The sequence below is a fragment of the Parazoarcus communis genome (genome assembly GCF_003111665.1).
Classification (GTDB): Bacteria; Pseudomonadota; Gammaproteobacteria; order Burkholderiales; family Rhodocyclaceae; genus Parazoarcus; species Parazoarcus communis_B.
The window spans coordinates 229523-243344 of the sequence record NZ_CP022188.1 but is presented as its reverse complement, the minus strand read 5'-3'; the positions used below and the strand labels follow the sequence as shown (position 1 = coordinate 243344).

Annotated in this window: 11 protein-coding genes and 1 tRNA gene; 6 read left to right on the top strand and 6 right to left on the bottom strand. The window is 61.4% G+C overall.

The window, feature by feature from the left end; all coding sequences use genetic code 11:
- Positions 1 to 85: 85 nt before the first annotated feature.
- Entirely contained in the window at positions 86 to 1171 is a 1086-nt protein-coding gene (locus tag CEW87_RS01060; protein ID WP_075146924.1) for an IS5 family transposase, read from the bottom strand.
- Between the two features lie 221 nt (positions 1172 to 1392).
- Between CEW87_RS01060 and CEW87_RS01055 the strand changes: the two genes are divergently transcribed.
- Genes CEW87_RS01055 through CEW87_RS01045 form a run of 3 tightly spaced genes read left to right on the top strand, consistent with a single transcriptional unit; the run spans position 1393 to position 4423 of the window.
- Positions 1393 to 2673 (top strand): nucleotide sugar dehydrogenase, encoded by a 1281-nt coding sequence (locus CEW87_RS01055; protein ID WP_108971163.1) that lies wholly within the window; start codon positions 1393 to 1395, stop codon positions 2671 to 2673.
- Entirely contained in the window at positions 2673 to 3635 is a 963-nt protein-coding gene (locus CEW87_RS01050) for a lytic transglycosylase domain-containing protein (protein WP_234421631.1), read from the top strand. Before CEW87_RS01055 ends, CEW87_RS01050 begins: the two co-directional genes overlap by 1 nt.
- Positions 3632 to 4423 carry a S1 family peptidase gene (locus CEW87_RS01045; protein ID WP_108971162.1) on the top strand — a complete coding sequence of 264 codons (792 nt, stop codon included), beginning with the start codon at positions 3632 to 3634 and terminating at the stop codon, positions 4421 to 4423. Before CEW87_RS01050 ends, CEW87_RS01045 begins: the two co-directional genes overlap by 4 nt.
- A gap of 22 nt (positions 4424 to 4445) precedes the next feature.
- Here the strand turns inward: CEW87_RS01045 and CEW87_RS01040 are convergent.
- Positions 4446 to 4520 (bottom strand) — tRNA-Arg (locus CEW87_RS01040).
- A 34-nt stretch (positions 4521 to 4554) separates the two neighbouring features.
- Positions 4555 to 6684 carry a site-specific recombinase gene (locus CEW87_RS01035; protein WP_234421630.1) on the bottom strand — a complete coding sequence of 710 codons (2130 nt, stop codon included), beginning with the start codon at positions 6682 to 6684 and terminating at the stop codon, positions 4555 to 4557.
- Between the two features lie 135 nt (positions 6685 to 6819).
- Between CEW87_RS01035 and CEW87_RS01030 the strand changes: the two genes are divergently transcribed.
- Positions 6820 to 8730 (top strand): ATP-binding cassette domain-containing protein, encoded by a 1911-nt coding sequence (locus CEW87_RS01030; protein WP_108971161.1) that lies wholly within the window; start codon positions 6820 to 6822, stop codon positions 8728 to 8730.
- A gap of 45 nt (positions 8731 to 8775) precedes the next feature.
- Here the strand turns inward: CEW87_RS01030 and CEW87_RS01025 are convergent, their stop codons facing one another.
- The 3 genes from CEW87_RS01025 to CEW87_RS01015 all read right to left on the bottom strand — a co-directional run bounded on the left by CEW87_RS01025 (position 8776) and on the right by CEW87_RS01015 (position 11372).
- A complete protein-coding gene (locus CEW87_RS01025) occupies positions 8776 to 9675 on the bottom strand; it encodes a hypothetical protein (protein ID WP_108971160.1) in 900 nt (299 codons plus the stop codon).
- 34 nt (positions 9676 to 9709) lie between these two features.
- Positions 9710 to 10285: a LemA family protein gene (locus tag CEW87_RS01020; protein WP_108971159.1), complete on the bottom strand. Its 576-nt coding sequence runs from the start codon at positions 10283 to 10285 to the stop codon at positions 9710 to 9712.
- A 229-nt stretch (positions 10286 to 10514) separates the two neighbouring features.
- Positions 10515 to 11372, bottom strand: a complete 858-nt coding sequence (locus CEW87_RS01015; RefSeq protein WP_108976850.1) for an HDOD domain-containing protein — start codon at positions 11370 to 11372, stop codon at positions 10515 to 10517.
- A 183-nt stretch (positions 11373 to 11555) separates the two neighbouring features.
- Between CEW87_RS01015 and CEW87_RS01010 the strand changes: the two genes are divergently transcribed.
- Both CEW87_RS01010 and CEW87_RS01005 read left to right on the top strand, forming a co-directional pair.
- Positions 11556 to 12551 (top strand): acryloyl-CoA reductase, encoded by a 996-nt coding sequence (locus tag CEW87_RS01010; RefSeq protein ID WP_108971158.1) that lies wholly within the window; start codon positions 11556 to 11558, stop codon positions 12549 to 12551.
- 21 nt (positions 12552 to 12572) lie between these two features.
- Positions 12573 to 13766, top strand: coding sequence for a diguanylate cyclase (locus tag CEW87_RS01005; protein ID WP_108971157.1), 1194 nt, complete (start codon positions 12573 to 12575; stop codon positions 13764 to 13766).
- The last annotated feature ends 56 nt before the right edge of the window (positions 13767 to 13822 follow it).

Sequence of the window (13822 nt, the reverse complement as noted above, 5' to 3'; positions counted from 1 at the left end):
CAAATCAGCAGCGCTCCTGTCGCCGCAAAGACATGGTTTTCGACTACAACGTTTCCCATCCGCAGGGCGCCAGGGCGCCCGCGAATTACGGCGCCAGCAGATTGCCCAATCTCGTCAGGTTATAAGCCGAGAAATTGAGCAACGCATGCGCACGGATTCGATCCAGCCCACGCGCCATCGCATGGCGCAGCGTGCCGATATCCTTCGCCCAGCCAAAGGCCTCTTCGATCATCTTGCGTCGGCGCAGGCTGACCGCGTAACCGGGGGACGACTTCACCTCATTGGGCACGGCGCTGCCCTTGACCTTGGCCGCGACATGCGGGGCAATGCCCAGCGGCTCGAGCGCGGCGATGAACTCGGCGGTGTCGTACCCCCGGTCGGCCGCCAGCGTCGGCTTGTGCGCCGAATTGCCGGGCTTGATGCTGCGCCTGGCCATCACCAACGCCGCCTCACGCTCAGCGGTTCCGGTGGCGGTCGTAGTGTGGACATCGACGATCAGACCGTGACGATTCTCGGCCAACGCATGCGTGGTGTAGCTCAGGTACGCCACGCCGCCGCCCTTGCTGGCGAGCAGGGCCTGCGGGTCGGTGCGCGAGACGTGCGTCTTGTTCGAGCGCTTCTTGCCGCGAAAGTCCACCTCGGGGTTGCGTCCCTGATCCGGTCCGGGCGGCTCGTCGGAGCCGTCCCGGGCCATCATGCTCTTGTGCGAGGCCCACGCCCGCAACAGCGAGCCGTCGACACTGAAATGCTCGTCCGACACCAGCTCGGCCCATTCGGCGATCGCCACCACGCCACCGAAGAACTCGCGCATCACGCTCTCCTTGAGGAGCCGCTCGCGATTGGCGCTGAACGTCGAGTGATCCCAGACCGGCTCGTCCAGCGTCATGCCGACGAACCACCGGAACATCATGTTGAAATCGATATGCTCGACCAGCGCACGCTCCGAGCGAATCGAAAACAGACATTGCAACAGCGACGCCCGCAACAAGCGTTCCGGTGCAATCGACGGGCGGCCACCATCGGCATACAACGCATCGAATTGCGGCGACATCGTGCGCAGAACCATATCGGCCAGCGTTTTGATCCGGCGCAACGGATGATCCCGGTCAATGCGGTCTTCGATATTGACGTAGCTGAACAGGGCGTTCTGTTTATGGTCGATGCCGCGCATGAGAATAATCAGTTTCTTAATGCAGATGTAATTATATCAGCCTCACAACCCGCATGGATGCTGGAAAACCTATTAAATCAACATCCTGTTAAGACGCTTTGATCAGCATGTTCCTGGAAGTCGGGGCTATGTTAGGCGCAATGTCTGCCCACAGACCCCGACGCTTGTCTTGCTTGATGCTTCAGCACTGAATTTTTTGATTTGATCAAGGACACACGTCAATGAGTACGATCGCCGTTATCGGCCTGGGCTACGTCGGTTTGCCCCTGGCCGTTGAGTTCGGAAAGAAGTTTCGCACGCTGGGTTTCGACCTGTCGGAAGAGAAGGTTGCTGCCTATCGTGATTTTGTCGATCCCACTGGTGAGGTTTCGTCGGAAGATCTGCGCGCGGCAACTCAGCTGAGCTGCCACACTGACCCTGCCGTGCTCAAGGACGCAGATTTCATTATCGTCGCAGTGCCGACGCCCGTCGATGAGGCGCATCAGCCGGATTTCACGCCTTTGGTGAAGTCGTCCCAGACCGTCGGGCGAAACCTCAAGCCTGGCGCTATCGTCGTGTACGAATCGACCGTGTATCCGGGGGCGACCGAGGAGGTCTGCATTCCGATCCTTGAGCGCGAGTCCGGATTGAAGTGGAAGGAAGGCTTCTTTGTCGGTTATTCGCCTGAGCGGATCAACCCGGGTGACAAGGAACGCACGGTCACCAAGATCGTGAAGGTTGTCTCTGGCGATACGGCGGAGACGCTCGCAACGGTCAGCAAGGTGTACGGTGAGGTGATCACGGCTGGCGTCTATCCGGCCAGTTCGATCAAGGTCGCCGAGGCGGCGAAAGTCATCGAGAACACCCAGCGTGACCTCAACATTGCATTGATGAACGAGTTGTCGCTGATCTTTCACAAGATCGGGATCGACACGCTCGAGGTGCTCAAGGCCGCCGGCACGAAGTGGAACTTCCTTCCGTTCAGGCCGGGCCTTGTTGGCGGACACTGTATCGGCGTCGACCCCTACTATCTGACCCACAAGGCGGACATGCTCGGCTATCACCCGCAGGTGATCCTGGCAGGACGCAGGATCAATGACGGGATGGGCAAGTTCGTTGCTGAGCAGACCGTCAAGGAGATGATTGGTGCGGGTTCCAGCATCAAGGGGGCGGATGTCATCGTGCTTGGATTGACCTTCAAGGAAAACTGCCCGGATTTGCGCAACAGCAAGGTCATCGATGTCATTCGTGAGCTGCAGAGCTATGGCTGCAAGGTGCACGTGCATGATGCCGTTGCCGAGTCTGATGAGGCTTTGCATGAATACGGTGTCAGTCTGACCGAATGGGACGATCTCCCGCAGGCGCAGGCCATTGTCGCCGCGGTGTCGCACAGCGAATATCTGCAGATGCCGGTCGAGCGCATTCTGGAGAAACTGGTGCCGGATGGCGTGTTCACTGACGTCAAGTCGGCCTACGATCCCGACGCGCTGAAGTCGGCCGGCGCGCGGGTTTGGCGGCTTTGATGTTCCCCGCGCCAGGCATGATGCCGAGCGTATCGGTCTGGCGCCGGTTGGGCAGGTGGGGGCTGTTCTCTGCCAGCTTGCTGTTATGTAGTGTCTCCCCCTCGCATGCGGCGTCGAAGGACGAGGTTGCGTCGGCGTTCGCCCGTCAGGCGCGGTATCTCGCCGAGCAGGCATTGAGTTACGAGCATGGGGAAGGTGTGCGCCGCGACCCTGAGCACGCTGCGGTGCTCTATTGTGAATCAGCGCGTCTGGGCGACCCCGAGGCGATGTATGCCCTTGGCTGGATGTACGCCAATGCACGCGGTGTAGTCCGCAACGACGAGTACGCGGGTACCCTTTTTGCGATGGCTGCCTTCCTTGGCAATGCTCATGCAGAAAAAATGACGCGCTATACGGGTGACTACACTGGCGCCGTGCCCGACTGTCTGCATCCGCCGGCAAGCACGCTGCTCGCCGAGTGGCCCGCCGATGAGCTGATTGCAGCGATGTCGGGAGACCGGCAGCGGATTGCCCGTTTGCTGGTGGAGCATGCGCCGCGCTACGGCATCCGGCCGCGCTTTGCGCTTGCCATTGCACTTGCCGAATCGAATCTGAATCCGTCGGCATTGTCGCCGAAGAACGCAATGGGTGTGATGCAGCTCATTCCGGAGACAGCCGAGCGCTTCAACGTGCGCAAACCGCTCGACCCGGAAGAGAACATCAAGGGGGGGCTGGCGTATCTGCGCTGGTTGCTTGCCTACTTCGAAGGCGACATTGCGCTGGTGGCGGCCGGCTACAATGCGGGAGAGGGGGCGGTCGAACGCTATCGCGGCGTACCTCCTTATCGCGAGACCCAGAAATACGTCGAGCGCATCCTCGCGTTCGTGCGCAATCGTCAGCACCCATACGACAGCAGTGTCGTTGCGCCCAGTTCGGCGATCTCCACTTTTCGCCTGGCCGCGCAAAAGGAGCAGGACTCATGATTGGTTTGCTTTTGCCCGTTCTGTCTCGTGCCGCACGCATTCTGGTCTGTGGTTTTGCCCTGATCCTGGCTCTGCCGGTTGCTGCAGGGCTGATCGAGACCGTGCCGCACATCAAGGAGTCGGTGGTCGCCGTAGGCACTTACCAGCAGACCCGGAGCCCCCCCTTTCGTTTTCTCGGGACAGGTTTTGCGGTTGGCAATGGGCGCCTGATTGCAACCAATGCGCACGTTATCCCCGATGTGGTTTCGGAGGATCAGTTTGAAATGCTCGTTGTCGTTCTGCCCGGAGACGAGCAGACGCGTGGCGTAAGACGGGTTACCCGGGTTGCGGTCGACCCGGAGCGAGATCTTGCGGTGCTGCGTCTTGACGCGGGAAATTCGCTCCCACCTCTGGCGCTTTCGGGTAACGGCGGCGCGCAGGAAGGGCAGTCAATCGCCTTTACTGGCTTTCCAATCGGGAATGCACTGGGCATGACGCCTGTCACGCATCGCGGGATCATTTCTGCGCTCACGCCGATCGGGATTCCACAGGGCAATGCGCGTGATCTGAACCCTGCCCTGGTGAGGCGTCTGGCAGGCGGTGCCTTTCGTGTGTATCAGCTTGACGCTACCGCATACCCGGGAAACAGCGGCAGCCCGGTGTTCGACCCCGATTCAGGAGAAGTGCTCGGCGTCGTCAACATGGTGTTCGTGAAGACGACGAAGGAAAATATTCTGAGCAGCCCCTCGGGCATCAGCTATGCGATTCCCGTCAAATACTTGGCGAACCTGATCGAAGGCCTGAACTGAGGCCATCAAGCCTGATGGGCGTTGGTCTCCTCGGCGGGAATCGAACCCACATTTGCCGCTTAGGAGGCGGCTGTTCTATCCATTGAACTACAAGGAGGCCGGCCGGCATTCTATCCGGTTGGCGCCGCTGTTCAAAGCGGCGATTGGGGCGGCGGCGTCTTTTCTCCGTCCGGCGTTCGGTTGTTTTCGGCAGGTGAAGTCGTTTTCGAAGGGGGCTGGCGCGTTTGTGGTCCTGCGTCAGTCCGCTGAGCCGCGCCATTCCGTCGTGGTGCGATGAAAAGATCCTTGGGCCGAAACAGCATGCGCCGCAGCACCAGAGTGCTTAGTGTCCTGCCCTGTGCGAAGGTGATGCGCCGTGCCCGCATGGCGACATACAGCGTGAGGGTGAAGCTTACCGCAAGGTTGACCACGCCAATCAGCAAGACCCCGCCGAGCGCGAGGCTCAGCACATGCGTTGGAAGGGTGAAGTCGAACGCTGCAATGGCGTAGCCGGCATAGGCCGAGGAAAACGCGATATGGCGGATATCCATCGGCAGCCCGAAAAGCACTCCGAGGGCCGTGGCGCCGCCAAGCAGAAATCCGAAGAAGAAGTTGCCTGCGAGCGCCCCCAGATTGTTCTCCACATAGCGTGATATGCGTGCCATGCGTGCTTCGCCGAGGAGTCGCCGCGGCCAGCGCAACTGCAGCAGGCGCTGCGGAACCCGGTTGTATGCGGACAGGTTGTCGTAATAGCCCGAGATCAGGCCGGACAGGAACAGACAGACCCCTGCGACGGCGGCAAAGAACAGGGTGCTGCCACGCGGGGCTGCTTCATCAAGGAGGGCAGCGGCCTTGGTCGTGTCGATGAACTGTGTGCCTGTGAGCTCCAGGATGGCGAGCGAAAGTCCTATCGCGACCGGCACGGCGATGCCGACGTTGCCCAGAATCGCTGCGCCCTGGCTGCGGATGGTCCGGATGATGAGGTCGGCGAGGTTGTCCAGGCTGCGCGTCTTGCCCCGGGTTTCACCGATCGATGCAGCAATTGCATTCGCCGTCATCGCAGGTTGTTTCGTTGCGACGGTGCCGCCGAGCATATGGATGAGTACGAAACCGAGGCCATAGTTGAGACAGAAGCCCAGGAGTTCGTTCAGGGGGGCAAAGTCCTGGCGGTCGATCAGAACCTTGAGGGCGGCCATCAGGGCGATGATGAAACCGCCGAGCGCCGCTGAACGCAGCAGTTCGAAATGCTCGCGCAGATTCGAGGCGATGTAGCGCTCACCGGTCTTGCTGGCGCTTTCGGTCATGCGCAGGGAAAGGAGTTCGACGTTCTTCCCCCAGTAATCGGACAGGCGGTTCTTGCGGCATTCGGCGTGCACCAGTCGCTTGAACAATCTGACCGCCCGCGGCAGCAGGGGCATCAGCAGCCGTGAAGCGTAGAGGTCACGCAATAGTCCGAGCAACTCGCCGATACGCTCAAGGTGCTGTCGCAGTCGCTCAAGTTTGAAGGTCAGGGTCAGGCTCGTGCCACGGCGCATGGCCCGACGGCGGATGCGCAGCAGCACCTCGGCGCATTGGTCGAGCATGACCGTTAGGTGATCCGAGTCATCAATCGGGGTGTCCGGCGCGCTCCACCACGTCTTGTAGTGGCGGAGGTAACGGACGATTTCCGCATTCTGGGCGAGAAACGGAGACTCCACCTCCTCGAGCTTCGGGTCCACCCGAACCAGTTCGGGGTCGAGCCCGATGGCCGAAACGTGGTACGACAGCATGCGCAGCGCTTCGAGGATCTCGGTGACCGCCACCGGCGCCTTGTGGCCGGGTCTGGCGGGAATCGCATCCCCCTCGGGGGCGAGCAATGCATGGATGAAGTCGATCCAGGTTTCATCGGCAATCGCATTCACCCAGACTTCGTCGTCGTGACGATGAAAGACCACCGACAGCACATCCTTCATGTAGGCTGTGTCGACAACGTCGGGCAGCAACTTGTCCGAGATGCGTCGGGCTGTTTCGGAGAAGAAGCCCGTGGAGGGTAGCAGCCCGGACGACACGTAGAGTGAAACCTGCTTGCGTTCCATGAACAGGCGCAGGAAAGCTGATCGCAGTGGGCGCCTCAACTCGTCGCGACGCGCAAGGATGTGCGTCAGCGAGCGCAGGGCTTCACTGGCCGTTTCATGACGACTGGCGTGCGGCGGGCGAATGCTGTCGACCAGTTCCACCCAGATGCGGGTCTGATCGGTCTCGTTGGCGGCGCGTTCGGCAAGTCGTGAAAGCAGTGTGTTCACCCGGTATCTTCCCCGTATCCTTACACTGGTCGGCTGTCCAAATGTTGCGCTGCATTATGCGGCTTTGTGTCCGCGAAGGGTGCAGCCCGTTAAAATCCCTTTCTCTTTTCAGAATTCGCCACAGTCGAGCACGCCATGCCACTTCTATCTGTCGACAACGCCTGTCTTGCCTTCGGTCACGTCGACCTGCTCGCTCACGCCGAGTTTCAGCTTGATGCCGGGGAGCGCGTTGCGCTCATCGGCCGTAACGGTTCGGGTAAATCCAGCCTGCTTCGCGCACTGGCTGGCCAGTCAACGCTTGATGACGGCACTGTGTGGCGCCAGTCCGGGCTGACGGTTGCCTATGTGCCTCAGGAGGCGGACTTCCCGCTCGATCGCGATGTCTTTGCCACCGTTGCAGACGGGCTTGGCGATGCCGCACAACTGCTGGTCGATTACCATGCGGCCATGGTCGCGGTGTCCGACCACGGCGACGCTGACGCCCTGTCCCGGCTCGATGCGTTGCAGCATGCAATTGAAGCAGCGGATGGCTGGCGTCTGAGCCAGCGCGTCGAACAGATGCTCGGGCTGCTGGCGCTGCCGGGGGAGGCCATGGTGTCGAGCCTGTCGGGCGGCGGTATCAAGCGTGTTGCGCTTGCCCGCGCGCTGGTGGCAGAGCCCGATCTGCTTTTGCTCGACGAGCCCACCAACCATCTCGACCTCGACGGCATCCTCTGGCTCGAAGGCCTGATCCGGGATTTTCGCGGTGCGGTGATGCTGATTACCCACGACCGGGTGTTTCTCGACAACGTGGCAACACGCATTGCGGAACTCGATCGCGGCAAGCTCGCGAGTTATCCCGGCCGCTTCCAGGACTATCTGCGGCGCAAGGCAGAGGAGCTGGAGTCTGAGTCGAAGGCCAATGCGCGCTTCGACAAGATGCTGGCGCAGGAGGAGGTCTGGATTCGCAAGGGAGTGGAGGCCCGGCGCACGCGTAACGAAGGCCGCGTTCGGCGGCTGGAAGCGCTGCGCAGGGAGCGCGTGGCGCGACGGGATCGCCTCGGCAACGTGAATCTGGCGGTCGATCGTGGCGAGAAAAGCGGGCAGATGGTCGCGGAACTGACCAATGTGACCAAAGCCTATGGCGACCGCGTGGTGGTGCGTGATTTCTCCACTCGGATCATGCGCGGCGACCGGATTGGCTTTATCGGCCCCAATGGTGCGGGCAAGACGACCTTGCTCAAGCTCATTCTGGGCGAGATCGAGCCGGACGAGGGCAGTATCAGAAGTGGCACCCGGCTCACCGTCGCCTACTTCGACCAATTGCGCGCCCAGCTCGATCCTGAGCTTCCCCTGACCGAGGTCATCAGCCCGGGATCGGATTTCATCGAGATTGGCGGTGAGCGCAAGCACGTGATCGGCTATCTGGGCGACTTCCTGTTCGCGCCTCAGCGTGCGCGTTCGCCCGTCAAGTCGTTGTCGGGCGGTGAACGCAATCGCCTCTTGCTGGCACGCCTGTTTGCGCGGCCTGCCAACGTGATGGTGCTGGACGAACCGACCAACGACCTCGATATCGAAACCCTCGATCTGCTTGAGGATTTGCTTGCAAGCTATGACGGCACGCTGTTTCTGGTCAGCCACGACCGCGCCTTTCTCGACAACGTGGTCACACAGGTGATCGCGGCGGAGGGGGATGGTCACTGGGGCGAATATGCGGGTGGTTACGCTGAATGGCAGCGGGTACAGGCCGAGCGCGAAGCGCAGCGTGTCGCCGCGCAGCGCACGCAGGCGAGCGCAAGCAAGGCGGTCGCGGCGGAGAAGCCGGTGGCAAAGCGCGCCGACAAGCTGTCGTTCAACGAGAAGCGCGAGCTCGAGGGTTTGCCCGACAAAATTGCAAAGCTCGAGGCCGAGCAGGCCTCGGTACAGGCCAGACTCGCTGATCCGGGTCTGTATCAGCGTGCGCCACAGGAGGTGACCCAACTCAGCGCCCGTCTGGATGAGATCGAAGGCGAGATCGATGCAGCGATGTTGCGTTGGGAGGCGCTGGAGAGCCGGGGCGCTGGCTAGGCCGCGGCCGGCCTGGGGGCTGGAAGCCGAGGCGCCCAGGCCTTTTCAGAACAGGCCGATCTGGTGCAGCCAGGCCGTGGCCGCCGCTGCGCCCAGAAAAACTGCGAGGTGAAAGATTGACCACCAGCGGTAGCGGCGCGCGAGGGCTTGAGGGTCAAGGTCCGAAATCAGATACAGGCGTTGCTGGGGTTTTCGTACAACGTGGGCTTCGGGCGCGGTGAGGATCTCGTCGCGCTGTCGCAGGACCTCCCGTCTGGCCTGGGCGCGGGCGAGTTCCCACTCCTGCAGGTCGATGCTGCCATTGCCGTCGAGATCGAAACGTTTGAGGAGCTCAGGCTGGTTCGATTTCCAGTGCGCGAGCAGTTCGCGCACCTGGCGGGAGATGTCCAGATCCGGCGAGATACTGCCAAGCGTGAAAAAATCACCCAGCACGTAAATCGGATCGTTCTTGAGCAATGACCACTGGATCTGGCGCAAATCGCCGCGTTCGCTGACATCGCGACGACGCACGAGCATCTCTGCGCCTTCCGGATCTACCGCACAGACGCCGGAGCCATCGTTGAGCAGAAAGGAGGCATCGCTCTCACTGGTCTCCGTATGGCGCCATTTTCCGTCACTGGTCTTGCGATAAATGGAGAGGCGGTACCAGAGCAGGGGCAGGCCGTTGAGCGGGGACAGCACTGGCGTGCCGTCCAGTGGGTGGCCGCGTCCGCGCAGCTCGGTATAACCCTGCGCCGCCGAGGCGATGCGTGAGGTGGGCGTGTCGAGAATCAGCCGGGCGTGTCGGACCGAACGCAACCAGCCGAAGAGCCCTGTCGCCAGCAGCAGGGCGAGCGCGAGCACACTGCCCCAGCCGGTGTCGGCGCGAAGTGCAAAAACGATCAGCGCGAGCTGGGCAAACGGAAGCGCAGCATTGAGGCCGTCGCGGCGCAGGCGAACCAGCATGCCTCAGTACGATGTGTGCAAGGACGACAGGTTCTCAGGCACTGAACAAGGCCTTCATGTCCACGTCGGTCTTTTCGGCTGTCGCAAACTCAAGCAGGGGCTGGGCGACGAACTGGCATAGCCTGGCGACGAACAGGTCCGGAAACTGTTCGATCCGAATGTTGTGGACATTGACCGATTCGTTGTAAAGCTCGCGACGGTCTGCAATGGCGTTCTCGAGCGCGGTAATGCGAGTCTGAAGCTGCATGAAATGCTCATTGGCCTTCAGTTCCGGATAGGCCTCGGCAACGGCGAAGATCTGACCGAGCCCCATCCGCAACATCCCCTCTGCAGCGCCAAGGGCGGCGACATCGTGCTTCTCGCGGGCGCTGGAGACGCGTGCGCGAGCTTCGGTCACGCGGGCGAGCGTTTCCTGTTCGAACTGTTTGTACTGCCGACAGACCTCCACCAGCTTGGGGAGCTCATCGTGGCGCTGCTTGAGCAGTACGTCGATGTTGGCCCAAGCCTTCGCCACGTTGTGTTTGAGCTGCACCAAGCCGTTGTATACGACGATGCCATAAAGCAGGGCGATCACCGCTCCGCCAAGAAAAACTGCACTCATTACGCTCATGCATTGGCCCCCAGTATGTCCCTACCCGCATATCTTATACTCGCCATGTTAACGCAAGTGCCGGCATGTGACATGCGTGCTGGTGCATGAATCCTGCATCTGCGCCTTGTGACCTGGCGCTCAGGTGCCTGCTGTGGGGGCGGCTGTCGTTACGCGACGGCTGCGAACTGCCTTGGCAGGACTGCGCAGGAATGGGTTGCTGTGCCTGTTCTGGTTGCGATGCAGGCGCTCAGGCATCCGGCGGTAGAAATCGGGAAAAGGCCGAATCCGGGGCATTGAGCCGGCGCAGCAGGGCGTCGGGTGCGATATGCAACAAGGCGCAGATGTCGGCGATGTCGTCGGGTAGCGCATCGTCCTCCCAGCCATGGGCGAGGTGGCGGGTGAAGTCCGCGGCAAGCGTGATCGTGCGCACCCGGGGGTGGTCGCTGCGGCTTTCGTCGAGCAGGTGTATGAGAAGTTCAGGCATTTTCCACGCGTGCACCAGCGCGAGCTGAATATCGCGGGCGGAGACGCCGAACACCTGGCGCTGGGCGTCCGAACTGCGCATTGTGTGATCGGCTTCCTGCAGCGCATAGGCCTGTTGTGTGAGCGTCGGCGCGAAAATCCAGCACACGATGTCGGTAGCCTGGCGCAGCAGCGCCGCAACGGTGATCTCATCCACGTCGAGGTCGTGCCGGATGACGGCCCAGTCGCGCGCATGTTTGGCCGCCTTGCGGGCTCGACCAATGACCTTGAGTACGCCGATCAGTGCCTTTGGATGCGCAGACAGCGTTTCCTCCACCGTCGCCAGTTCCCTGAAGGTTTCAAAGAACGGTGTGATCCCCATCATGATGATGGCGCGGTCGATCGTGGTGATATCGTGATTCTGCGAATGCCGCCGGTGCTGCTCAAGGTGGGACAGCAGCTTCATCGTCATCAATGGATCGCCCAGCACGACGCTCGCGACGCGTTTGCCGCTCACGCTGTCGATCTCCTCACGCATCGCGTCGAATTCGCGCACGGTATGACGCAGAACCGGCAGTTGCTGATGTGAAAAGAACTCGACGTAGTCGTCGACAGCAGGAAGTGCGTGTGTCAGAAAAGCCATGTCGTCGTCCACCGGGAGATCATTGGATTGATTATCGACCGGCCCGACGGCAAATTAAAGGGAATCCGTATCGCGCTGCCGAAAAGGGCAGGCCTCCGCTTTTCGTTATAATCGGATCAGAATACCAGCGGACGCCGGCTATCCTTGGCGACTTTCCGCTTGCCCGTTATGGAGACAGCCCGGATGGACGCTTTCAAGGCTTACGTAATCACGCAGGACGAGAACCGCAAAGCCGGTGGCGCGCTGGCGACGCTAGCGCTTGATGCACTGGATGCGGGTGAGGTGTTGATCAGGGTTCATTACTCCAGCATCAACTACAAGGACGCGCTGGCGGCCACCGGAACGGGCAAGATCATTCGCCGTTTTCCTTGTGTGGGCGGTATCGACATGTCGGGCGAGGTGGTCGAAAGTGCCGATCCCCGCTTCGCTGCGGGCGACAAGGTGATCGCAACCAGTTTCGATATCGGTGTTGCGCATCACGGTGGTTACGCAGAATACGCGCGCGTGCCGGCAGCCTGGGTTGTCCCGTTGCCTGCGGGTCTCGATCTCTTCGAGGCCATGGCGCTTGGAACGGCCGGGTTTACCGCTGCGCTGGGCGTGGTGCGCATGGAAGACAACGGGCTGGCGCCTGCCAATGGCCCGGTCGTCGTCACCGGTGCAACGGGAGGCGTTGGCGGCCTGGCCATCGACATGCTGGCGCAACTTGGCTATCACGTGGTTGCGCTGACCGGGAAAGCCGCCGAGCGTGAGTACCTCACCGGCCTGGGTGCGGCCGAGATCCTGTTGCGAAGCGACGTCGATTTCGACAAGACGCGTCCGCTCGAAGCCGCGCAGTGGGCCGGCGCAGTAGACAACGTCGGCGGTCAGGTGCTGCACTGGGTTCTGGCCACGATGAAGCAGGCGGGCACGGTGGCAAGCATCGGCAACGCGGCGAGCTTCAACATCAATACCACCGTGTTCCCGTTCATTCTGCGTGGTGTCAGCCTGCTTGGCATCGACTCGGGCTACATGGGCTTTCCGACGCGCCAGCGGGTGTGGGACCGTCTGGCAAGTGACCTCAAGCCGCAGCACCTTGCCGAAGTCACCCGGGTGATTGATCTCGATGAACTGCCCGATGCATTCGGTGCCTTCATCGAGGGCCGGGTGAAGGGGCGGACCGTCGTTCGCGTCGGCGCCTGAGATCCCGAAAGCGAGCCGACCATGAGCGATGACGAAAGCCTGCCGATGACAAAGGTGCTGGTTGTCGACGATTCGCGCATGGTGCGGGCGACGATTACCAAGCATATTCGCGGCCGCTTCGACGTCCGTGACGAAGCCGATGGCGAGGCGGGCTGGGAGGCCTTGCTGGTGGATCCGGCAATCCAGGTGGTGCTGACCGATATCGGCATGCCGCGCCTGGATGGCTTTGGCCTGCTGGAGCGTATTCGCGGATCGCGCGTCCAGCGCGTTCAGGATCTCCCCGTCATCATCATTTCAGGTGACGAGGACGACGAGGCGAGGGACAGGGCGCTCAAGCTCGGTGCAAACGACTTCGTGGCAAAAGGCGCCAGCAGCGCCGAGTTGCTGGCACGGCTGGATTCCCTCGTCCGCCTTGCACGCACCAGGCGTGAGCTCGATGAAAGTCGTGCTGCGCTCGCCACCCAGAGCCCGCTCGATCCCGTGTCCGGCCTGGCCACGGCCTCCTACCTCAGTCACCATGCCGAGCAGGAAATGGCGCTTGCGCGTCGTCATCGGGCTGACATCTCGGTCATGGTGATCGATATCGATCACTACGATCAACTGGGCGAGTGGCATGGCTCGCATGTCGCCGAACTGATCACGCGCAAGCTGTCCAAGATCCTGTCCACCAAGGTGCGCAGGGAGGACACGGTTTCGCAGCTGGCGCCATCGCGCTTTGCCGTCCTGTCGCCCAGTACGGACCTGATCGGGTGCTGTGCATTTGCCTTGCGGCTGCAGCGCGCAATGGAAAAGCTGGTGATGACCTACCGCGACGAGCGGATTCGCATCAGTGTCACGATTGGTGTTTCCAGTTCTGCTGTTGACGGAATGCAGACAGTGGAACACCTGATAGAAACAGCGGCCAAACGGGTGCAGCGCGGCGTTGTCGCGGGCGGCAACCGTGTGGTCGGTGATCAGGGTGAAGTCGATCAGGCCATGGTCGACCGTCATCTGAAGCAGGCAATCAGCATCGATCATGCCCTGCTTCAACTCCGGGTCGGAGCCGCCGACGAGGTGGCCGAGCGACTGCCGGATGTCATTGCCACACTGCTTCCCCTGCTCGAGTTGATAGAGTCCCGTCTGCAATGCGGGCTTCCTCTCGAACAGCTCAAACAATACGACAAGGGGCGCGTGTCCGGCAGTGACGATATGGAGGGAACCCAAACCTCCGTGTGAGTTGTATCCGTGCCGCATTGCCGGTCTTTTTTCGGCGGACGGCATGTCATTTGCAA